Source organism: Nonomuraea sp. NPDC049646 (assembly GCF_044465525.1).
Lineage (GTDB): Bacteria > Actinomycetota > Actinomycetes > Streptosporangiales > Streptosporangiaceae > Nonomuraea.
Map to the genome: position 1 here is coordinate 77,668 of NZ_JBITLU010000010.1, position 21,177 is coordinate 98,844.

Annotated in this window: 20 protein-coding genes; 10 read left to right on the forward strand and 10 right to left on the reverse strand. The window is 71.4% G+C overall.

Annotated elements, in window-relative coordinates; translation table 11 throughout:
• Positions 1-7: 7 nt before the first annotated feature.
• Both ACIBQ8_RS28845 and ACIBQ8_RS28850 read right to left on the reverse strand, forming a co-directional pair.
• Entirely contained in the window at positions 8-1,126 is a 1,119-nt protein-coding gene (locus ACIBQ8_RS28845) for a zinc-binding dehydrogenase (RefSeq protein WP_397169759.1), read from the reverse strand.
• Entirely contained in the window at positions 1,119-2,069 is a 951-nt protein-coding gene (locus tag ACIBQ8_RS28850; RefSeq protein ID WP_397169757.1) for a Gfo/Idh/MocA family protein, read from the reverse strand. Before ACIBQ8_RS28850 ends, ACIBQ8_RS28845 begins: the two co-directional genes overlap by 8 nt.
• Before the next feature lie 98 nt (positions 2,070-2,167).
• Between ACIBQ8_RS28850 and ACIBQ8_RS28855 the strand changes: the two genes are divergently transcribed.
• Genes ACIBQ8_RS28855 through ACIBQ8_RS28865 form a run of 3 tightly spaced genes read left to right on the forward strand, consistent with a single transcriptional unit; the run spans position 2,168 to position 4,878 of the window.
• Positions 2,168-3,142, forward strand: a complete 975-nt coding sequence (locus ACIBQ8_RS28855; RefSeq protein WP_397169756.1) for a glucosyl-3-phosphoglycerate synthase — start codon at positions 2,168-2,170, stop codon at positions 3,140-3,142.
• Complete coding sequence (locus ACIBQ8_RS28860) at positions 3,139-4,257, forward strand: glycosyltransferase (protein ID WP_397193435.1); 1,119 nt, start codon at positions 3,139-3,141, stop codon at positions 4,255-4,257. The genes ACIBQ8_RS28855 and ACIBQ8_RS28860 overlap by 4 nt, the downstream gene beginning before the upstream one ends.
• A 12-nt stretch (positions 4,258-4,269) precedes the next feature.
• Positions 4,270-4,878 carry a DNA-binding response regulator gene (locus ACIBQ8_RS28865; protein WP_397169752.1) on the forward strand — a complete coding sequence of 203 codons (609 nt, stop codon included), beginning with the start codon at positions 4,270-4,272 and terminating at the stop codon, positions 4,876-4,878.
• On the opposite strand, the gene ACIBQ8_RS28870 is transcribed toward ACIBQ8_RS28865, so the two are convergent.
• Complete coding sequence (locus ACIBQ8_RS28870) at positions 4,819-6,921, reverse strand: sensor histidine kinase (protein WP_397193436.1); 2,103 nt, start codon at positions 6,919-6,921, stop codon at positions 4,819-4,821. The two genes, ACIBQ8_RS28865 and ACIBQ8_RS28870, sit on opposite strands and share 60 nt — an antisense overlap.
• A gap of 10 nt (positions 6,922-6,931) precedes the next feature.
• Complete coding sequence (locus ACIBQ8_RS28875) at positions 6,932-7,726, reverse strand: universal stress protein (protein WP_352349903.1); 795 nt, start codon at positions 7,724-7,726, stop codon at positions 6,932-6,934.
• Between the two features lie 79 nt (positions 7,727-7,805).
• On the opposite strand from ACIBQ8_RS28875, the gene ACIBQ8_RS28880 reads away from it, so the two are divergent.
• A complete protein-coding gene (locus tag ACIBQ8_RS28880; RefSeq protein WP_397193437.1) occupies positions 7,806-8,108 on the forward strand; it encodes a hypothetical protein in 303 nt (100 codons plus the stop codon).
• A gap of 86 nt (positions 8,109-8,194) precedes the next feature.
• On the forward strand, positions 8,195-8,743 hold the full coding sequence (locus ACIBQ8_RS28885; RefSeq protein WP_358283356.1) for a phosphatase PAP2 family protein: 549 nt from the start codon (positions 8,195-8,197) through the stop codon (positions 8,741-8,743).
• Here the strand turns inward: ACIBQ8_RS28885 and pip are convergent.
• Positions 8,709-9,668 (reverse strand): prolyl aminopeptidase, encoded by a 960-nt coding sequence (gene pip / locus ACIBQ8_RS28890; RefSeq protein ID WP_397169748.1) that lies wholly within the window; start codon positions 9,666-9,668, stop codon positions 8,709-8,711. The genes ACIBQ8_RS28885 and pip overlap by 35 nt on opposite strands.
• Before the next feature lie 66 nt (positions 9,669-9,734).
• Between pip and ACIBQ8_RS28895 the strand changes: the two genes are divergently transcribed.
• Entirely contained in the window at positions 9,735-10,652 is a 918-nt protein-coding gene (locus ACIBQ8_RS28895) for a threonine/serine dehydratase (protein ID WP_397193438.1), read from the forward strand.
• On the opposite strand, the gene ACIBQ8_RS28900 is transcribed toward ACIBQ8_RS28895, so the two are convergent.
• The 5 genes from ACIBQ8_RS28900 to ACIBQ8_RS28920 all read right to left on the reverse strand — a co-directional run bounded on the left by ACIBQ8_RS28900 (position 10,643) and on the right by ACIBQ8_RS28920 (position 13,442).
• Positions 10,643-11,221: a hypothetical protein gene (locus ACIBQ8_RS28900; protein WP_397193439.1), complete on the reverse strand. Its 579-nt coding sequence runs from the start codon at positions 11,219-11,221 to the stop codon at positions 10,643-10,645. The two genes, ACIBQ8_RS28895 and ACIBQ8_RS28900, sit on opposite strands and share 10 nt — an antisense overlap.
• A 67-nt stretch (positions 11,222-11,288) precedes the next feature.
• On the reverse strand, positions 11,289-11,708 hold the full coding sequence (mscL, locus tag ACIBQ8_RS28905; protein WP_358283364.1) for a large conductance mechanosensitive channel protein MscL: 420 nt from the start codon (positions 11,706-11,708) through the stop codon (positions 11,289-11,291).
• 80 nt (positions 11,709-11,788) lie between these two features.
• Positions 11,789-12,004, reverse strand: a complete 216-nt coding sequence (locus tag ACIBQ8_RS28910; protein ID WP_397169742.1) for a DUF397 domain-containing protein — start codon at positions 12,002-12,004, stop codon at positions 11,789-11,791.
• Between the two features lie 164 nt (positions 12,005-12,168).
• A complete protein-coding gene (locus ACIBQ8_RS28915) occupies positions 12,169-12,372 on the reverse strand; it encodes a DUF397 domain-containing protein (protein WP_397169740.1) in 204 nt (67 codons plus the stop codon).
• Between the two features lie 221 nt (positions 12,373-12,593).
• Complete coding sequence (locus tag ACIBQ8_RS28920; protein ID WP_397169738.1) at positions 12,594-13,442, reverse strand: helix-turn-helix domain-containing protein; 849 nt, start codon at positions 13,440-13,442, stop codon at positions 12,594-12,596.
• A gap of 606 nt (positions 13,443-14,048) precedes the next feature.
• Here ACIBQ8_RS28920 and glgX point away from each other — a divergent pair.
• From glgX to ACIBQ8_RS28940, 4 genes are all read left to right on the forward strand, one after another.
• Positions 14,049-16,142 carry a glycogen debranching protein GlgX gene (glgX, locus tag ACIBQ8_RS28925; protein ID WP_397169737.1) on the forward strand — a complete coding sequence of 698 codons (2,094 nt, stop codon included), beginning with the start codon at positions 14,049-14,051 and terminating at the stop codon, positions 16,140-16,142.
• A complete protein-coding gene (gene treY / locus ACIBQ8_RS28930; RefSeq protein WP_397193440.1) occupies positions 16,135-18,285 on the forward strand; it encodes a malto-oligosyltrehalose synthase in 2,151 nt (716 codons plus the stop codon). Before glgX ends, treY begins: the two co-directional genes overlap by 8 nt.
• Complete coding sequence (gene treZ / locus ACIBQ8_RS28935; RefSeq protein ID WP_397193441.1) at positions 18,275-19,987, forward strand: malto-oligosyltrehalose trehalohydrolase; 1,713 nt, start codon at positions 18,275-18,277, stop codon at positions 19,985-19,987. Before treY ends, treZ begins: the two co-directional genes overlap by 11 nt.
• A 195-nt stretch (positions 19,988-20,182) precedes the next feature.
• Positions 20,183-21,148, forward strand: a complete 966-nt coding sequence (locus ACIBQ8_RS28940) for a hypothetical protein (protein WP_397193442.1) — start codon at positions 20,183-20,185, stop codon at positions 21,146-21,148.
• The last annotated feature ends 29 nt before the right edge of the window (positions 21,149-21,177 follow it).

Here is a 21,177-nt window from a genome sequence, read left to right on the forward strand (position 1 = left end):
CAGCTGGTCAGCGGCCCTCATCCTCGACGTCGTGGCTGAGCACGGCCTGGACGGCCTGCCGCCGTCGGGCCGCGAGATCGGTCAGAAGTTCGGGAGCCTCCCCGAAGCCGACGACGTCGGTGACCAGGTGCTCGCGTAGCAGCCTCCCGCGCTCCCTGAGCAGGCCGATCGTCTCGTGCGACAGGCGTTCCCGGTCCCAGGCGTGCGCGAGGCCGCGCGGCACCCGGCCGATCTGGGCGCAGCGCAGTGCCAGCCCGTTGTGGTGGAACTCCTCGCCGAGCCGCACCTCGTCGGCGCCCTGGGTGTAGAACGCGAGGTCGATCAGCGTGCCCTGCGGGCGCAGCAGCCGCAGCCCCAGGGCCAGCGCCCGCGGTTGACCGCGGCACTGGAAGACCAGGTCCGCGCCGCGGTCATTGGGGGCGTGCCGCCAGCGGCGCTTCAGCGTCACCGCCGGGTCGTCGTCGGGGGCGGCCAGCGTCTGCGCGCCGATCGCCTCGGCCACCGCGAGCCTGGCCCTGGTCTCGTCCACGACCACCACCTCGGCGGCCCCGCAGGACAGGGCGAAGGACGCGGTCAGCAGCCCCACCACGCCCGCCCCCACCACCGCGACGCGGCGGCCGCGCACCCCGTCGCCCAAATGCTGGACGGCCGGGCCGTGCAGGTCGGCGGCCGCGTGCAGCAGGCCGTTGGCGCAGATCGGGCCCATGTGGGCGACGTAGATGCCGAGCAGCGGGTCGAGGTCGCCGGGCAGCACGACGAACCGGTCGGCCATCGGGTCGGCCACGTACGCCGTGCGGTGGCCGTAGGCCATGGCGACCCGCGCGCCCTCGGCCACGGCCCGCGTGCGGGTCTCGGCGACCACGCCCACCTGCATGTAGCCGATGCCGCGCACCGGGTACGCCACCGACGGCGTGCCCGGCAGGAACAGCCCGAGCGCCGGGTCCCAGGCCGAGTTGAGGTAGGGGTTGGCGCCCTTGAGATAGGTCAGCTCGGTGCCCGCCGAGACGCCGCTGTGCGTGGTGGCGACCATGAAGCCGCCGTCGGGCAGGCCGGGCAGCTTCTCCTCGACCAGGCGCACCTCGCCGGGCGCCTCGATGCTCAGGGTCGTGCTCGTCGCCTCAGTCATCCAGCATCACCGGCCTCCGTTCCGCCGCGGAGCGCGCCAGCGCGACGGCCAGGCGGTGGGTTCTCAGGGCTTCGCGGTACGGCGCGCGCACGTCGGCGTCCTTCCCGCGCACCGCGTCGATGAACGCGCGGTCCACGAGGGTCTTGGCGTGCCCGCCGTCCTCGACGGCCTCCTCGCCGTCCACCAGCAGCCGGGTCTCGCTGAGTTCCAGCGCGATGCCGTCGGCGCACACCTCCAGCCCCACCCGGTGCTTGCGGCGCAGCAGGCAGGAGGTGGCCAGCAGGCCGGTCGCGCCGCCCGCGAAGCTCATGACGGCCGAGGTGGCCCGGTCGATCTCGCCGTCCACGGCGTTCCCGGCCGGTACGGCGTGCACCATCGACACCTCGCCCACCAGCAGCCGGGCCAGGTCCAGGACGTGCACCGCCTGCTCCAGGATCTGGCCGCCCGACAGGCTCGCCTGGAGCCACCAGCCGACCGGCGGGACCTTGTCCAGCCAGTGCCCGAGCGCGAGCTGCACGGGCCGGCCGTCGAGCCGTTCCCTGGCCCGGTCGACGATGTCGAGGTAGCGCCAGTGGTGGCCGACCGCGGACGGCAGCCCGCGCCGGTCGATTTCGGCTGCGATGTTTTCTGCGGTTTTGAGGTCGAGAGAAAGGGGTTTTTCCACAAAAATCGGGAGATTACACGACAAGACGTCGTATTCGGGGTTACCGTGCGCGAAAGGAGGCACACAGACGTAGACAGCGTCGAGACCGCCGGCCTCCAGCAGGCCGGCATGGTCGCCGTAGGCGGGGGCGCCGTGCGCGGAGGCCAACGCCTCAGCCTTGTGGAGATCGGTGTCGGCCACCCCGGCAATCGTCACATCGGGGAAGCCGGACAGGACATCTGCGTGGCGAGCGGCGACATTTCCGGCACCAATGATGCCGACACGGGTAATTGGGGACACAACCCGACATATGCCACGTCTAGGGGTTAACAAACAACGATGTTCAAAGGCGCATAGATCGGGCAGGGGTCGTGCCCCTATGAGATGGGGCTGACTGCATGGAGACAGATGTGCGAGCCTTGGCCAGGGCCCAGGAGTGGTACGGCCCGCATTCCAGTACGGCCGCGGAATGGCCGGTGGATGCCTTAATCGCAGCCAAGGGCAACACAACGGTGAGCGTCGTCCTGCCGGCGCGCGACGAGGAGCGCACGGTCGGGGACATCGTCACCGTGATCAGACGTGAACTGGTGGAGCAGGCGCCACTCGTCGACGAGATCCTCGTCGTCGACTCCAACTCCACCGACGCCACGGCCGAACGGGCACGCGCGGCGGGCGCGCGCGTCGTGGCGCAGAACGAGGTGCTGCCGCACCTGCCGCGCCTGTCGGGCAAGGGGGAGGCGCTGTGGAAGGGGCTGGCCGCCTCCCATGGCGACATCGTCGCGTTCGTCGACTCGGACCTGCTCAACTTCGGCGCGCACTTCGTGTCGGGGCTGGTCGGTCCGCTGCTGGCGGACCCGGGCACCCATTTCGTCAAGGCGACGTACGAACGGCCCTTCACGGGCGAGGACGGCGTGCCGCGGCGAGGCGCGGGCGGCCGGGTCACCGAACTGGTGGCCAGGCCCCTGCTCAACCTGTTCTGGCCGGAGCTGGCGGGCTTTCGCCAACCCCTCGGCGGCGAGTACGCCGCCCGGCGCGACGTGCTGGAACAGGTCCCCTTCGTCACCGAGTACGGCGTGGAGTTCGGCCTCCTCGTCGACCTCCTCAACCTGGTGGGACTGGACGCGATGGCCCAGGTCGACCTGGGCTCCCGCGCGCACGGCCACCAGTCCGTGCACGCGCTCGGCCGGATGGCCGGGCAGATCATGCTCACCGCGTGGTCCCGGCTGGAACGCCAGGGCCGCGTGATGTCCCCGGCACCCCCGGCCCACATGCTGCTGCAGTTCGGCCTCGACGGGCGGGCCGGCCTGGTGGACGTGGGAGTGGCGGAACGGCCGCCGCTCGCCTCGCTCATGCTGGAGGAGGACGTCGCGTGAAGGTGCTGATCAACGCGGGACCGTGGCTGGCGGTCCCGCCGCCCGGCTACGGCGGCATCGAGAACGTGGTCGCCACCCTGGTCCCCGCGCTGCGCGAACGCGGCGTCGAGGTCGTGCTGGCCTCCGTGGCGTCGAGCACGCTGGAGGCCGACGAGCTGATCGCCGTCTACGACGAGGGCCAGTTCGCCGAGCTGCAGAAGCCGTACAACCAGGTCATGGGGATCGCGCACGCGCACCAGGCGCGGGTGGCGGCCGAGCTGCGCGCCCGCGACGACATCGACCTCGTGCACGACCACGTGGAGGTGGTCGGGCCGGCGGTGCTGGCCGCGCTGGGCGGGCCGCCGGTCCTCCACACCCTCCACTGGGACCTGCGCAAACATCCGGCGTTCTACGGCGCCTTCCCGAGCTCGATCGCGGTCAACGGGGTGTCGGACTCGCAGCTCGCCCGCGCTCCGGAGGCCCTGCGCGCCGCCTCGCTGGGGGCCGTCCACCTGGCCACGCCGCTGGCCGGCCAGGACGTCCGCGCCGAACGCGGCGAGCATCTGGTGATCATGGGCCGGATCTGCGGGCTCAAGGGCCAGCACGTGGCCGCCCGGATCTGCCAGAAGCTCGGCCTGCCGCTGGTCGTGGCCGGTCCGGTCTGCGGCCGGGACAGCCAGGCCGAGCTGGACGTCGTCCTGCAGGACCCCTACCACCCGCTGCACAGCCACCCCGACGTGCGCTACCACCTGGACCAGGTGTCCCGTTACCTCGACGGCGACCTGGTCAGGTGGATCGGCGCGGTCGGCGGCCAGGAGAGGGACGAGCTGTACGCCTCGGCCCGCGCCGCGCTCTTCCCCATCCAGTGGGACGAGCCCGGCGGCACGGCCGTCGTCGAGGCCCTGGCGCTCGGGGTGCCGCCGGTGGGCCTGCGCCGCGGCTGCCTGCCCGAGATCATCGACCACGGCCGCACCGGCTTCCTCGCCGACACCGAGGAGGAGCTGGCCGAGTACGTCCAGCGGGTGGACGAGATCGATCCCGAGGAGTGCCGCCGCGAGGCCCGGCGCCGCTTCTCGCCCGGCGTGATGGCCGACCGCTACCTGGACCTGTACGACCGGGTGCTGCGCGCGGACTGATAGACATGTCGGGTGATTCGCCTCCTTCTGGCCGAGGACCAGGCCGTGATCAGGCACGCGCTCGCGACCCTGCTCGGCCTGGAGGCCGACTTCGAGATCGTGGCCGCGGTCGAGTCAGGTGACGCGGCCGTGGCCGCCGCCGCCGCGCACCGGCCCGACGTGGCCGTGCTGGACATCGACATGCCCGGCACCCTCGACGGGCTGGCCGCCGCGGCGGAGATCCGGGCCAGGGTGCCCGGGTGCCGCACGCTCATGCTCACCGCCTACGGCAAGCCCGGCCATCTCAAGCGGGCCCTGACCGCCCAGGTGGACGGCTTCCTGCTGAAGACGGCGCCGCCGGAGGACCTGGTCGCGGCGATCAGGGAGGTCACCCGCGGCGGCCGGGTGCTCGACCCGTCGCTCGCGGTCACCGCCTGGGACCTGGCCGACAACCCGCTCACGCCGCGCGAGGCCGACGTGCTGCGGCTGGTGGCGGGCGGCGCCGAGGCACCCGACATCGCCCGGCGGCTGCACCTGACCGCCGGGACCGTGCGCAACTACCTGACGGCCATCGTGGCCAAGCTAAACGCGCGCAACCGCACCGACGCCGTGCGCATCGCCACCGAGGCCGGCTGGATCTAGCGGGGCCCGTGCGTCGAGCCGGAACCAGCCGTCGGCGGCGGAGGTCGTGAGCCGCCCGCCCAGCGTGACCAGGCGGGTGGTGAGGTTGCCCAGCCCGGACGAGCCGCGACGGGGGGCCGCCGTCCCCGCGCCGTCGTTGCGGACGAGCAGCCCGACCTCGCCCCCGGCCGCCGAGGTGGAGATCACGCAGGCGCGCGCGGCGCTGTGGCGCAGGACGTTCGTCACGGCTTCGCGCAGCACGGTGCTGAGCACGGTCTCGACCTCGGACGGCAGCTCGGGGTGCGCGAGCCGCAGGGTGACCTCGACCCCGGCCGCCGCCAGCACCTTCCCGGCCGACTCGGCCTCGGCGGCGAAGGACAGCTCGCGCTGCTCGCCGGTGACCGAGCGCAGGTCGTGCCGGGCGTGCTCAGCCATGGCGACGACGTTCTCCAGCTCCCGGACGGGGTCGGGCAGGCGGCGGGCCAGCTCGCAGGTGAGCAGGATGGCGGCCAGGCTGTGGCCGAGCAGGTCGTGCAGGTCGCGGGCGGCCCGCAGGCGCTCCTCGACGACGGCCGAACGCGCCAGGCTCTCCCTGGCCGCGTGCAGCTCCTTGGCGAGCTGGGCCAGGCGCAGCAGGCTGTAGACCACCAGGCCGGTGGTGAGCGTGCTCACCGTGATGTTGACGCGGCCGGGCAGGTCGTACAGGGAGGCGACGGTCCAGACCGCGGCCAGGATCGCGGCCGTCAGTGGCCAGGCCGTCCGGGGGCGGAAGGCGAGCAGCACCGGACCGGCGAGGAAGCCCGCCGTCCCCAGCCAGATCGGCCCGAACACCGGGATCGGGGCGAAGGTGAGCGCCGCCATCACCCCCAGCGCCACCATGTGGCGGCCGGCGACCGAGCGCAGCTGCATGACGACGATCACGGCCAGCGCCGCGACCGCCGGGGCCAGCAGCCCGGCCGGGATCTGCAGCAGCGCCTTGACGCTGAACCCGACCAGCACGGCGGCCAGCAGGACCACCGAGACGTCGGGCGGCTCGCGCCGGGCCGCCGCGGGCGGGCGGGTGGCGGGCAGCGCGGCCTCCACCGTGTACCGGCCCCGGCCGGACAGGCCGCGGGTGAGCGTGCCGCCCGCCGCCGCCACCTGGCGCGCGAGCCCCGCCGGGCCGGTGAGCCCGCCGGCGTCGTCGTCCTCGGCCGTGCGGCGGCCGTCGTCGGCCACGCGCAGGTGCACCTGGGCGCGTTCCGGCTCCTCCCAGGTCTCGATCGCGCACACCGTGGCGGTGCCGCGGCGGGCGACGTCCGTGACCGCCTCGCGCAGCACCGAGGCGAGCAGCGCGCCGGCCGGGCCCAGCGGCTCGGTGTGGGCGGCGCGCACCTCGACGCCGACGCCGGCCGCCTCCAGCAGGGCGCGGGCGGTGGTCAGCTCGGGGGCCAGGGACATCGCGCGGTAGCTCGCCGCCGCGGCGCGCGCGTCCGCCAGCGACAGCCGCGCCGTCGCGACCACCTCGCCGAGCGTCCCGGCCGCCTCCCGCGGGGCGGCCAGCGCCCTTCGCGCGCCCGCTTCGATCGCGGCCAGGCCGCGCCCGAGGCCGTCGCTCAGCTCCGCGGCGATGCGCAGCCGTTCCTCGGCCACCGCCGCCGCGGCCAGCGCGGGACGGGTGGCCTCCATCTCGGCCACCCGCTCGACCAGCCGGATCAGGCCGAACACGACCAGCGACACCAGCACCGTGGTGATCGCGAGGTCCGTCGTGGAGACCGCGTCCCCGGAGTGGCGCCAGTGGTGGATGACGACGCCGCTGAAGCCCACCGCGGGCGCCAGCGCCCACCAGCGCGTCACCAGCAGCGACCCGGCGAGGAAGCCCAGGATCGCGACGGACGCGCCCTGCCCCAGCGTCACCGCGTAGACCAGCACCCCCTGGACGGCGAGCAGCCACCCCTTCCTGGCCCGCAGCGTGAAGGCGCACTGCGCGGCCAGCACCGGCAGCGCCCCCCAGGCGCCGGCCACCACGTAGACGCCGGCCAGCGAGGCCAGCACCACGACGACGATCAATCGGGCGACACGCACGCCCAGAAGCTTAGGAGAACCCCCGCGGCAGCACGGTGACCGGGCAGGACGACGACCGCAGCACCTTCATCGCCAGCTCGCCCAGGAACACCCGGTGGGGCTGGGCGTCCTCGCCGGCGGCGCAGACCAGCAGCTCGCCGGGCAGCCACTCGACGTCCTTGAGGGCGGCCTGCACGTCGTGGCCCTCGGCCACCTCCGACTCGGCCTCGATGCCGGTGCTCTCCCAGGCCAGCCGTACGGCCAGGGCGAGGTCGTCGCGCAGCTTGCCCTGGTTCTCGGTGCGCAGGTCGAGGGTGATCAGCCGGAGCGGCACGTCGAGCCGCAGCGCCGCCTGGGCCACCCGCTCGACCGCCGCGTCGCACTGCGGCCGGTGGACGTAGGCCAGCGTGAGCCGGGCGGGCTCGTCGGGCGGCACGTAGCCCGAGGGCGCCAGCATCACCGCCTCCGGCGACAGGTGCAGCAGGTGGTCGGCGGTGCTGCCGACGGCGATGCGGCCGTACTGGCCGCCGCTCGCCGAGCCGACCACGATCAGGTCGGCCCTGATCCTGCTGGCCAGCACCGACAGCCCGCGCCCGGTGCCCCGGCTCTCGAACGCCATGTACTCGGCCGGGACGACGCCCAGCTCCTCGCCCGCGTGCGCCAGGTTGGCCTGCGCCTCGACGGCCAGTCCCGGGCTGCCCGGGGGATAGATCGACGCCACCGTGAGCTCGCCCCCGGTCAGCCGGGTGATGGCGGCCCCGAGCGCGAGGGCGTCCCGCCCACCGGGGTCGTTGCTGTAGCCGACGATCACGTGCTCTCCGATCACGTTTGCCCTCTTACCCGCTCTGAACTGGGAATACGCGGTCTCTGTCGATGCGTTTGAAACGATTGGAGGCGTAAAAACAGTGAAGATCACCCTTGACACCCGTTTCAACGGGTCCCTTGGCCCGGTCACCCTTCGTGAAGCGGTTCAGCAGCTCAAGGCGCACGACCTGACGTGCACCGTCCCCGCCGGAGTCGTCGAGCAGAAGGTCACCGTCTTCTCCGACTGCGTGGAGCGCGGCTTCACCCCGCTGCGCAGCGAGATCATGGCCGCGTACTACGTGGCCGAGCGGGACGCCGGCGCCGAGGCGTTCGACCGCGGGCTCATCACCGAAGGCGAGCTGGAGCAGAGACGCGCCCTCCTCGTGCGCCAGTATCTTGGGTAAGGACCGGAATCGCCCTTTCGGTCGAAGCATTTGACGATCAAAGTTCATAAGGTCGTGTCCACTACCCGTTCACGGATTGGACACCTGTGTACCGCGACATCGTCGACTTCGCCCTGACCACGCCCGGGTGGCTGCACGCCCTCGCCGAGTTCGGCACGGACGCCGGCCTGTTCATCTTCGCGGCGCTGTTCCTCGTGTGCTGGTGGCGGGCGCGCCAGGCCCCCGCCCGCGACCTCGCGCTGGCCATCGCCGGCCCGGCCGGGGTGGTGGGCGCGTACATCGTGAGCGAGGGCGTGAAGCTGCTGGTCCGGGAGGACCGGCCGTGCCGCGGCGGCATCGCCACGATCGCGGCCTGCCCGCCCTCCACGGACTGGTCCTTCCCCAGCAACCACACCGTGATCGCCGCCGGGGCGGCGGGCACGCTCATCCTGGTCTGGCGCGCCCTGGCCTGGGTGGTGCTGCCGCTGGCCGCCCTGATGGGCTTCTCCCGGGTGTTCGTCGGCGTGCACTACCCGCACGACGTGGCCGGCGGCTTCCTGCTCGGCCTGGTGCTCGCGCCGCTGTTCGCGCTGCTGCTGGTCGGCGCGGTCACCCCCGCGGTCAGGCTCGCGCGAAGCCGTCTGTCGCCGCGATGAGCCGGTCGACGATGCCGGGCTCGGTCGCCGCGTGCCCGGCGTCGTGCACCACCTGGAAGTCGGCCTCGGGCCAGGCCTTGTGCAGGTCCCAGGCGGTGGCCATGGGCGTGCAGGCGTCGTAGCGGCCCTGGATGATCACGGCTGGGATGTGCCGGATGCGGTCGACGTCCCTGATGAGCTGCTCGGGCTCGAACCAGCCGCCGTGGTGGAAGTAGTGGTTCTCGATCCTGGCGAACGACACCGCCATCTTGTCCTCGCCGAACTCCGCCACCAGGCTCGGGTCGGGCAGCAGGGTGATCGTGGCGCCCTCCCACTGCGACCACGCCTTGGCCGCCGCGAGCCGGACGGCGTCGTCGTCGCCTTCGAGGCGGGCGCGGTAGGCGGCCATGAGGTCGCCGCGCTCCTCGGCGGGGATCGGCGCCAGGTACGACTCCCACAGGTCGGGGAACAGGTAGCTCGCGCCCTCCTGGTAGAACCAGCGCAGCTCGTGCGGGCGCAGCGTGAAGATGCCGCGCAGCACCAGCTCGGTCGTACGGTCGGGGTGCGTCTGGGCGTAGGCCAGCGACAGCGCGCTGCCCCACGACCCGCCGAACACCTGCCACCGCTCGATGCCCAGGTGCTCGCGCAGCCGTTCCATGTCGGCCACCAGGTTCCAGGTGGTGTTGGCGGCCAGCGACGTGCCCGGCGTGCTGGCGTGCGGCAGGCTGCGCCCGCAGTTGCGCTGGTCGAACAGGACGATGCGGTACAGCTCGGGGTTCCACTGCCGCCGGTGGTTGGCGCTGCACCCGGCGCCCGGCCCGCCGTGCAGCATGACGGCCGGCTTTCCGTCGGGGTTGCCGCAGACCTCCCAGTAGATCTGGTTGCCGTCACCCACGTCGAGCAGGCCGGACTCGTAGGGTTCGATGGGCGGGTACAGAGTTCTCATGTCTCGCGATCCTGCCATGGAGCAGGAGCTCGCCGAATTGTGCCGGTCTGAGCCTAGAGTGACCGTATGGACCTGGTGACGATCGACGACATCCGCGCGGCGGCCGGGCGGATCGACGGAATCGCGGTGCGCACGCCGCTCCTGAGGATGGGCGAGGCGTGGCTGAAGCCCGAGAGCCTCCAGACCGTCGGCTCTTTCAAGATCCGCGGCGCCTACAACGCGCTGGCGGCGCTGCGTCCCGACGGCGTCGTCACGCACTCCTCCGGCAACCACGGCCAGGCGCTGGCGTTCGCGGCGGCCGAGTTCGGCGTGCCGTGCGTGGTCGTCGTGCCCGAGGGCACCCCGGCGGTCAAGGCGGCGGCGATCGAGGGATGGGGCGCCGAGCTGGTGGTCGTGCCGCCCGACCAGCGCGAGGTGACGGCCGAGCGGCTGGCCGGCGAGCGCGGCCTGACGCTGGTGCCGCCCTACGACCACCGCGCGATCATCGCCGGCCAGGGCACGATCGGGCTGGAGATCGTCGAGGACCTGCCGGACGTCGAGGCGGTGCTCGTGCCGGTCAGCGGCGGCGGGCTGGCCGCCGGCGTGGCGGCGGCGGTCAAGGCGCTGCGGCCCGACGTCCGCGTGTACGGCGTGGAGCCCGAGCTGGCCGCCGACGCCGCCGAGAGCCTGGCGGCCGGGCACGTGGTCGCCTGGGAGACCACCCGCACGTTCCGGACCATCGCCGACGGGCTGCGCGTGAACCAGGTGTCCGAGCTGACCTTCGCCCACCTGCGCGAACACCTGGAAGGCATCGTCACCGTCTCGGAGGACGAGCTGCGAGCCGCCATGCGGCACATCGCGCGCACGGCCCGCCTGGTGGCCGAGCCCAGCGGCGCGGCGACCACGGCCGCCCTGCTGTCGGGCCGCGTCCCCGCCGGGCGCACGGTGGCCGTGCTGTCCGGGGGGAACGTCGATCCTGAGCTGTTCGCCCAGGTCTACGCCTGAGCCCAGATGTGGCGGGTGAGGAACCCGCGCTCGCCGGTGGCGTACTCGTGGAAGGCCAGCCGCACCTCGGCCAGCTCGGGCACCACCGCGCGGACCATCTCGCCCTCCTTGTACTCCAGCTCGTAGCCGGGGGAGACCTGGAGGAAGTGCCGGCCGAAGTTCACCAGGGCGACGAACGGGTTCTGCGGCGACAGGGTGGCCAGGACGTCGTCGACCAGCCCGAGGTCGGGGTCGTGCACGACCATCCCGTCGCCGGTGTGGAGCTGCATGCCCTCGTACACGCCGAGCGGGGCCACGTTGTGCACCAGGTCGCGCTGGGGGTCGTAGCAGACCAGGCCGTGCGCGCGGGCGGTGGTGAACACCTGGGCCGAGCTCTCGTCCATCGTGTCCAGGTCCATCGTCACCAGGACGTGCCCGGGGTACAGGGTGACCTGCCCGGGCAGCTCCTTGGCGACGTCGGGCACGTCCCCCTCGACGGGGTCGCTCCGCTTCACCGCCAGATACGTGGCCCGGGCCTGATCCCTGCTGATCGGCACGGGCTCGTTCCAGACCATCAACTCAACGCTCATCGGTCCATCTTGCCGAACGACCACCGTGCCGGCGCGCCACTGGGGTCAAGAGTCCGTGATGTACGGTTCAGCGCGGTTTCTCGGACTGGGGCACCAGCTCCACCGTGCAATGGGCGCACCTGCTGGCCTCGGCCGGGATGTCGGACAGGCACTCGGGGCACTCCTTGGTCGTGGCGGCCTTGTCGCGGTCGAGCAGGTGGATCAGCCGCGTCATCGGGGCCACGACCAGCCAGTAGACGACCGCCGCGATGACCAGGAAGGTCAGCAGGTGGTTGAGGAAGTCGCCGTACTTGAACTGGCTGCCGTTGATCGTGAAGGAGTATTCGGCGAAGTTCGGCTGCCGGCCGCCGGTCACCGCGCCGATGAGCGGGGTGATGAGATCGGTGACCAGTGCCTGGACGAGCCCGCTGAAGGTCGCCCCGACGATGACGGCGACGGCCAGCTCGACGATGTTGCCTCGGAGTAAGAACTTCTTGAAACCGCCCATGGAGTCGGCATATTGCCGGGGGCCGCGGCCTGAAACCCCGATGGCCCCCGACAGAGCCCGATGGAGAACGTCGTGGCCGGTCAGACCTGGGGCGCGAGCCGTTCGAGATCGAAGTGGCCGTGCCGCACGCCGTCGAGGAACGCGGCCCACTCGTCGGTGGTGAACGACAGGACGGCACCGCTGGCGTCCTGACTTCCCCGCACCCAGACCCGGTCGGCGAGCATGGTGACCTCGACGCAGTCGCCATTGTTGCACCGTTGCCAGCGTGCCTGGTCAAGGGCAGGTGGGCGTTTCATCCATTACCTCCTGAAGGCGGCTGTAGAGGTATTGAGCCGAAGGTGATTTTACCTTGACAGCCGAGGATGACCAGGCGACAAAAGGGGCGGTGCACCCGCCGGCGCCGGACAAAACAAAAGGCGGGCGTCCGTGAGGACGACCGCCGGAAAAAAGCGCCGCGCGCTCAGTCGGCCTGACGTATTCCGCGCAGGAACGCGTCCCATTCCCGGGCGCTGAAAGTCAGGACAGGGCCGGCCGGGTTCTTGTTGTCCCGCACGCCGATCTCGCCGGGGGACAGCAACGCGACCTCGACGCATTCTCCGTTGTTGCAGCGCGACGCGGCCCGCCACCGCGGAGCCGCCTGGACGTCAGGGTGGTGGGACGTCATTGTCTCCCCCTCGTGCATCGACAATGGGCGCGGCGGCGGTCGGACCTCGCCGGGCGCGCTGGAAGGTGTGTGCTCGGACACCGGCGATCTCACGTGGAGAGCGAAAGCGTCCCAATGGATGAACAGTAGCACCTGGCACTTGCCACGGAAGCGAGGTCCCGATGTGTCGGAGGCATCGTGCCAGGTGGCCGGAGAAAAAGAGATGATCTCGTGACGGAGTGCTAAGCGAAGTTTGCGGCCATCTCGGTAATTCGCCGCTTCGATTCTTGGATGCCCAGCGCCTCGGCCCGCAGATGGTCGATGATCTCGCGAAACCGCCGGACCACCTTATCGGCCTCCAGGTAGAAAAGGCCCATTTGATGTTCCACGAAAATGGTGTCGGCGATGCCGGAGTCATGGTCGAACTCCATGAGCCGGAAGGTGCTGTCGAAACCCACGTGCGCGCCCGCCGTGAACGGGATGACCTGGACGGTCACGTGCGGCAGCTCGCTCAGCTCGATGAGCCGGTCGAGCTGCTCGCGCATGGCCTGCCGGCTGCCCACGTGCCGGTAGAGCACCGACTCGTCCAGCAGGACCCAGTAGCGCAGGGTGTCGTGCCGGTGCAGCCACTCCTGGCGTTTCATCCGCACTTTGACCCGGTCTTCCAGCACGTCGGGCGCGATGCGGGGCAGCCAGCCGCGGATCACGGCGCGGGCGTAGTCCTCGGTCTGGAGCAGGCCGGGGACGGTGGTGATCTCGTACTCGGTGATGGCGCTGGCCTCCGCCTCCAGGCCGAGCATCTGGCGCAGCTCGCGGTTGTCGTAGAACTGCCACCACTCCTTCTGCCTGGCGTCCTTGGCCAGCGTCATGAGCTGGGCGGACTCGGCGGCGGAGACGTCGTACAGGCGGCACAGGTCGCGCACGTCGCGCAGGCTGACGCCGCGCTGGGCGGTCTCGATCCGGCTGATCTTGGCCGGGGAGCACAGGAGGGCCTGGGCGACCTCGGCGATGCTGAGGTTCTGCTCGTTGCGCAGCTCGCGTAAGCGCATCGCCAGTTGCCGCTGCCGGAGCGTCGGGTTGGGGATGGTCATCGCCGTGCACTCCCTTGCCGCGCGGTGGCCGGTCGCCCCGGAGCGTACCCCCGGGTTCGGTTTCGAAGGCATGTGCGGTAGGTAATCGTCACCGGCACGTTCCTATGGCAAGTGCCAATTCGGGGTGGGTTTCCGGCGTCGGCGGGTAAAAGTCAGCCAAGCCGTAAGAGAGGGGGATGCCCTGGGCTGATTTGATCAAACCACCCGAGAGCGAAATGCCGCGTTCATTCCCTGACGTGATGGCTCACCAGAGGCCGTCCGTCACATAAGGCTGGGCCGACGGGGGCTCGTCGGACCGGCCGCGACGATCGTTCGCTCCTGCCAGAGCGAAGATCGACCGTCCTGATCGCGGGGGATCGGGGACGCAGCGTCGCGTCGCCCGATCGCGGGTGCGGATCCGGTGCGCGGGGGCCGCGCACCGGATCCGTGAACCTCGCCGCACCCCCCACCAGGCCGAACACGTGAGCCGCCTGCGACACCGCGCCGTCGGAGGCGGCTCACTCGATTTTTCGGAGTATTCCGGACGGACGCGTGGGAAGGAACAGGGTGGCCTTGTCCGGCGGAGCGGGGGAACAGAACATGGGGAGAGACCGCAAGGGAGCCTCGATGATCGAGATCTGGCCTGGAGACCCCTATCCCCTAGGGGCGACCTACGACGGCGCGGGCACGAACTTCTCGCTCTACACCGAGGTGGCCCAGGCGGTGGAGCTGTGCCTGTTCGACGAGGACAACGTCGAGTCGCGGGTGCCGCTCACGGAGGTCGACGGGTTCATCTGGCACGGTTACCTGCCCGGCATCGGCCCCGGCCAGCGTTACGGCTACCGGGTGCACGGGCCGTACGAGCCGGCGCGCGGGCTGCGCTGCAACCCCAACAAGCTGCTGCTCGACCCGTACGCGATGGCGATCGAGGGCGGCGTCGACTGGCACGAGGCCGTCTACGGCTACCGGTTCGGCCAGCCGGACACGCGCAACGACGCCGACTCGTCCCCGTACGTGCCGCGGTCCATCGTGATCAACCCGTTCTTCGGGTGGGGGCACGACCGGCCGCCGGCGACGCCGTACCACGACACGGTGATCTACGAGGCCCACGTGCGCGGGCTGACGATAAGCCATCCCAAGATCCCCAAGCACCTGCGCGGCACGTACGCGGCGCTCGGCCACCCCGAGATCCTCGACCACCTCACCAAGCTCGGCGTGACGGCGCTGGAGCTGATGCCGGTGCACCAGTTCGTCACCGACCACATCCTGGAGCAGCGCGGCCTGTCCAACTACTGGGGCTACAACTCCATCGGCTTCTTCGCCCCGCACAACCGCTACTCCAGCACCGGGCAGCGCGGCGGGCAGGTGCTGGAGTTCAAGGCGATGGTGCGCAGCCTGCACGAGGCGGGCATCGAGGTCATCCTCGACGTCGTCTACAACCACACCGCCGAGGGCAACCACCTGGGGCCGACGCTGGGGTTCAGGGGCATCGACAACAGCAACTACTACCGCCTGGTCGAGAACGACAAGCGCTACTACGTCGACACCACCGGCACGGGCAACAGCCTGCTCATGCGCTCGCCGCACGTCCTGCAGATGATCATGGACTCGCTCCGCTACTGGGTCATCGAGATGCACGTCGACGGGTTCCGCTTCGACCTCGCCTCCACCCTCGCCCGCGAGCTGCACGAGGTCGACCGGCTGAGCGCGTTCTTCGACCTGGTACAGCAGGACCCGGTGTTGTCGCAGGTCAAGCTCATCGCCGAGCCCTGGGACGTCGGCCCCGGCGGCTACCAGGTCGGCAACTTCCCCTCCCGCTGGACCGAGTGGAACGGCCGCTACCGCGACACGATCCGCGACCTGTGGCGCGGGCAGGCCGCCACGCTGCCCGAGTTCGGCTCCCGCTTCACCGGTTCGAGCGACCTGTACAAGGACGACAGCCGCCGCCCGGCCGCCTCCATCAACTTCGTGACCTGCCACGACGGCTTCACCCTGCAGGATCTCGTCGCGTACAACGACAAGCACAACGAAGCGAACAAAGAGGGCAACCGCGACGGCACCGACGACAACCGGTCGTGGAACTGCGGCGAGGAGGGCCCGGCGAGCCTGGCCATCGAGTCGCTGCGCGAGCAGCAGAAGCGCAACTTCCTCACCACGTTGTTCCTGTCGCAGGGCGTGCCGATGCTCTCGCACGGCGACGAGCTGGGCCGCTCGCAGAAGGGCAACAACAACGGCTACTGCCAGGACAACGAGCTGACCTGGGTCGACTGGTCCGACATCCGGGAGAACTGGCTGCTGCTGGAGTTCACCCAGGAGCTCGCGGCGCTGCGGAAGAAGCATCCGGTCTTCCGGCGCAGGAGGTTCTTCTACGGCAAGCCGGTGCGCGGGCTGAGCGACATCGCCTGGCTCACCCCGTCCGGGGAGGAGATGACCGACAGCGACTGGAACGTCGGCTACGCCAAGTCGCTGGCCGTCTTCCTCAACGGCGACGCCATCACCGAGCCCGACCGGCGCGGCCGCCCGATCCGGGACGACTCCTTCCTGCTGCTGTTCAACGCCCACCACGACACGATCAAGTTCACGATCCCCCAGGACTACGGCGAGATGTGGCACACCGAGATCGACACCGCGATGCCCATCAGGCTCGACGTGCGGATGGTGCGCGCCGGCGAGGCGATCGAGGTCCCCGGACGCAGCGTGCGGGTGCTGCGCCGTGTCTAGGCCGACCTCGACGTACCGGGTGCAGCTCACCCCCGACTTCGGTTTCGCCCAGGTCGCCGAGATCGCCGGCTACCTGCGCGACCTCGGCGTCAGCCACGTCTACCTGTCGCCGGTGCTCCAGGCCACGCCCGGGTCGCGGCACGGCTACGACGTCGTCGACCACTCCAGGATCAGGGAGGAGTTCGGCGGGGCCACCGGCTTCCGCGAGATGGCCCAGGAACTGGCCGCGCACGACCTGGGCATCGTCATCGACATCGTGCCCAACCACATGAACACGATGAACGCCCAGTTCTGGTCGGTGCTCAAGGACGGGCCAGCCTCGCCGTACGCGAACTGGTTCGACATCGAGTGGGTGGAGGGGAAGGTGGCCCTGCCGGTGCTCGGCGACGACACCGAGCCCGTGGTCGACGGCGACGTCCTGCGCTACCACGAGCACGCCTTCCCCCACCCGGGCCACTACCGGCTGGTCGACTGGCGCGAGGGCCCCGGCTACCGGCGCTTCTTCGACGTGTCGTCGCTGATCGGGCTGCGCGTGGAGGACCCGGCGGTGCTGTTCGCCACGCACGAGGTGATCTTCTGGCTGCTCGACGAGGGCCTGGTCGACGGGTTGCGCATCGACCATCCCGACGGCCTGGCCGACCCCCGCGGCTACCTCGACCGGCTGCGCGAGCGGACCGGCGGCCCCTGGACGGTCGTGGAGAAGATCCTCATCGGCCCCGAGCGGCTGCAGCCCGACTGGGCCTGCGACGGCACGACCGGCTACGAGGTGCTCAACCGGGTCAACGGCCTGTTCGTCGACCCTTCGGGCAAGGAGCCGCTGGTCCGGCTGTTCAGCGAGCTGACCGGGCAGCCCGACGACTACCGTCCGGTGATGACGCAGGCCAAGCGCGAGGTGCTCGACCTGTTCTTCGGGGCGGAGATCGACCGGCTGGCCAGGGTCACCGGCTGCGCGCCCGCCGCGGTGTCGGAGCTGCTGGCCGCGATGCCGCTCTACCGCGCCTACCTGGTGCCGGGGGAGGAGCCGCCGCCCGAGTCGGTGGAGATCGTCGAGCTGGCCGCCGCGGAGTGCTCGCCCGCCGTGCGGCCGCTCGTCCAGGAGGTCCTGTACGGCTCGCCGGAGGCGATCGTGCGCTTCCAGCAGACGTGCGGGCCGGTCATGGCCAAGGGCGTGGAGGACACCGCGCTGTACCGGTGGTTCCCGCTGTCGTGCCTCAACGAGGTGGGCGGCGAGCCGGACGTGTTCGGCGTCTCGGTCGAGGAGTTCCATGACTTCTGCGGGGAGATGTCCCCGTACACGATGACGACCCTGTCCACGCACGACACCAAGCGGTCGGAGGACGTGCGGGCCCGGTTGTCGGTGTTGTCGGAGATGCCGCGGGAGTGGGCGTCCGTGGTGTCCGAGTGGTCGCGGGAGCTCTCCTTCGACCCCCACCTCGACTACCTGGCCTGGCAGAACCTCATGGCCGCCTGGCCGATCTCCGCGGAACGCTTCACCGACTACCTGCTCAAGGCGGCTCGCGAGGCCAAGACCGCGATCTCGTGGGTGCGTCCGGACGCCGGCTACGAGCGGCGGCTGCGGGAGTTCGCGCAGGCCGCCGTGCGGCTGCCGGTGGAGGAGTTCACCGAGCGCATCGAGCCGTTCGCGATGTCGAACTCGCTCGGGGCCAAGCTGGTGCAGCTCATGATGCCCGGAGTGCCCGACGTGTACCAGGGCAACGAGACCACCGACTTCTCGCTGGTCGATCCGGACAACCGGCGGCCCGTGACGTACCCGCGCAAGCCCGAGACCTCCTGGGACGCCGCCAAGCTCCTGGTCACCACGCAGGCGTTGCGGCTGCGCAGGCGGCTCGGGGGCGCGGCGCCGTACCTGCCGCTGCGGGCGGAGGGGGAGGCGGCCGAGCACGCGATCGCCTTCGCCAGGGGCGAAGGCCCGCAGGCGGTGGCGGTCGCCACCAGGCTGCCGGTACGCCTCGCGCGCCGCTCCGCGGTCGCCGGCCACTCGGTGTGGGGCGAGACCACCTTGACGCTGCCCGGCGGATCCTGGCGCGACCTGCTCACCGGCGAGCCGTACTCGGGGACGGTTCCGCTGGCCCGGCTGCTCGATCAGTACCCCGTCTCACTGCTGGAGCGACATGATCTTTGAGGTCTGGGCACCGAAGGCCACGGCTGTCGAGGTCGACGTTCTGGACGGACGCCGGCCGATGTCCCAGGGGGAGAGAGGCTGGTGGTGGGCCGAGGTCGCCGAGGCCGGCCACGGCACCAGGTACGCCTTCGTCCTCGACGGCGGCGGGCCCTACCCCGACCCGCGCTCCCGGCGGCAGCCGGAGGGGGTGTTCGGGCCGAGCGCGGTCTACGAGCACGACCGCTTCACCTGGTCCGACCACGACTGGAAGGGCCGCGACCTGCGCGGTTCGGTGATCTACGAGCTGCACGTCGGGACGTTCACCGGCGAGGGCACGTTCGCCGCGGCGATCGAGCGGCTGGAGCACCTGGTCGAGCTCTGCGTGGACTTCGTGGAGATCATGCCGGTCGCCCCCGTCCCCGGCGGGCGCAACTGGGGGTACGACGGCGTCGACCTCTACGCGGTCAACGAGACGTACGGCGGGCCCGACGGGCTGAAGTCGTTCGTGGACGCCTGCCACCGGGCCGGGATCGGCGTCATCCTGGACGTGGTCTACAACCACCTGGGGCCGTCGGGCAACTTCCTCCACCCCTTTGGTCCGTATTTTTCCGGCTTTGCTGGTAGCTATTGGGGCGAAGCGGTCAACCTGGACGGGCCGGGGTCCGACGAGGTCCGCCGGTACTTCGTCGGCAACGCCGTCCAGTGGCTGCGCGACTACCACATCGACGGGCTGCGGCTGGACGCCGTCCACGCCCTGCACGACAAGCGCGCCCGACACCTGCTGGCCGAGCTGTCGGAGGAGGTCGACGCGCTGGCCTGCTCGCTCGGCCGGCCGCTGTCGCTGATCGCCGAGTCCGACCTCAACGACCCGCGCATGGTGCGCCCGCTGGAGGCCGGCGGCCTGGGGATGACCGCGCAGTGGAACGACGACGTCCACCACGCCCTGCACACCGCCGTGAGCGGCGAGAGCCACGGCTACTACGCGGACTTCGCCGACCCGTCGGCACTGGCCAAGGTGCTGACCCAGGGCGTGCTGCACGACGGCGGCCACTCCAGCTTCCGCGACCGGGCGCACGGGCAGCCCTTCACCGGCGTGCCCGGACACCGGCTGGTCGCCTGCCTGCAGAACCACGACCAGATCGGCAACCGGCCCGGCGGCGACCGGCTGCCCGTGTCCGCGCTCAGGCTGGGCGCCGGGCTGCTGCTGACCTCGCCGTTCACGCCGATGTTGTTCATGGGGGAGGAGTGGGGGGCCGGCACGCCGTTCCTGTTCTTCTCCGACCACGTGGAGCCCGAGCTGCGGGAGAGCGAGGGGACGCGGCGCGAGCGCGAGTTCGACGGCTTCGGGTACGCCTGGGACGCGCCGAACCCGTCCGACGAGGAGGCGTTCCTGCGTTCCAAGCTGGACTGGAGCGAGCTGAAGGAGGAGGAGAACTGGTCCCTGCTGTGCTGGTACCGGGACCTCATCGCGCTGCGCAAGGCGCTGCCGGAGCTGTCGGATCCGCGGCTGGACCGGGTCCGGGTGGAGGCGGATCCGGCGGGCAGGTGGCTGGTCATGTGGCGCGGGACGGTGTGCGTCAGCGTCAACTTCTCGCCGGAGACGCTGACGTTGCCGCCGGCAGGCGCCACCCTCCTCCTGGCCTCGGACGACCCGGTCGCCACGGGCCCTGACGGCCTCCGCCTCCCCGGCCAAACCCTGGCCATCACCCGCACCACCCCCTGACCCCTTTGGTTGGACGGCTTCCGCCTCCTGTGCCCTCGTCCACCCCTGACCGGCCGACCTCCGCCTTCCTGGTGGTTGTCCACAGGGTGGGGGCCGGGCGGCGGGTTCGTCCCCAGAACCGGGTTCGGCCGCACCGCCGCCGGCCGGGTTCCGGATCCTGGGTGCCTCACCACGTTCTCGAAGGCGAGGCACCTCATGAAGATCGTCCTGCCGCTCCCCGCCATGCTGACCTCACTGTTCGTCGTAGCCGTGGAGCACCTGCCGTTCGACGTCGACACGTTCGTGCCCTGGCGCGTCCCCGGGCCGTACCGGAAGGCGGCCCGTGACGCGCTCGACACCCCGCCGTCCCTGACCGTCACCCATGTCCCCGCCCCCTGGCGACCGGCCGGCCTCACCCTCACGGGCGACGAACGACGGCGGCTGCGCCGGGCCGGTCAACACGTGCTGGTGTCCACCACCGTGCCCCCACGCCGCCTGCCCGGCAACGCGCAGACCGCCAGAGCCGTCGCCCGCGCCCTCGCCCGCCAGTGCGACGGCCTGCTGATCGACCCGTCCACCGCCTCGGCCGTGCCCGCCTGCCCGAGGTCGCCGGGCGAGCCGGAAGACTTCCGCCTCGGCGACGACTGGCTCACCTGGGACGTGCAGATGCGCGACGACGCCACCTGCCCGCCGTGGGACCCGTCCGAGACGGCCGCCTGCGACTGCCTGCGCGTCACCTCGCGCGGCCTGAGCCGCTTCGCGCTGCCGGAGATCACCCTCGACGGCGCCGCCTGCGCCCACAGCCGCTGCGCGACGGCCCTCCTCCGATCGGTGGCCCATCGCCTGGTCGCCGACCAGCTCGCCCACCTGCGGGCGCACCCCCTGGCCAGCTGCCACGAGATCGACGACCTCCTGCGGATCCAGCCGTCCGGCGCTCTGCGGGGCGTCCCGCCGTTCGGCGTGCGGCTGACCCCGTGCGACGGCGACCTCGGCGGACCGAACAGCTCGGGCGCCATCCGCCGCCTGAAGGTGGGTCCCGCCCCCGGCTCCGGCCGGCTCACCTGTCTGAAGGTGGGGCCGCCTTCCGGCTTCACCGGCTCGGTCAACGACTGGCTCCACGCCGCCGGCAGCCTCGACCTGACCTCCGCCGACCACCCCGCACGCCCGGCCCTCGCCGCCTGACCCCCGCCCCCGCGAGACGGCCAGACCCG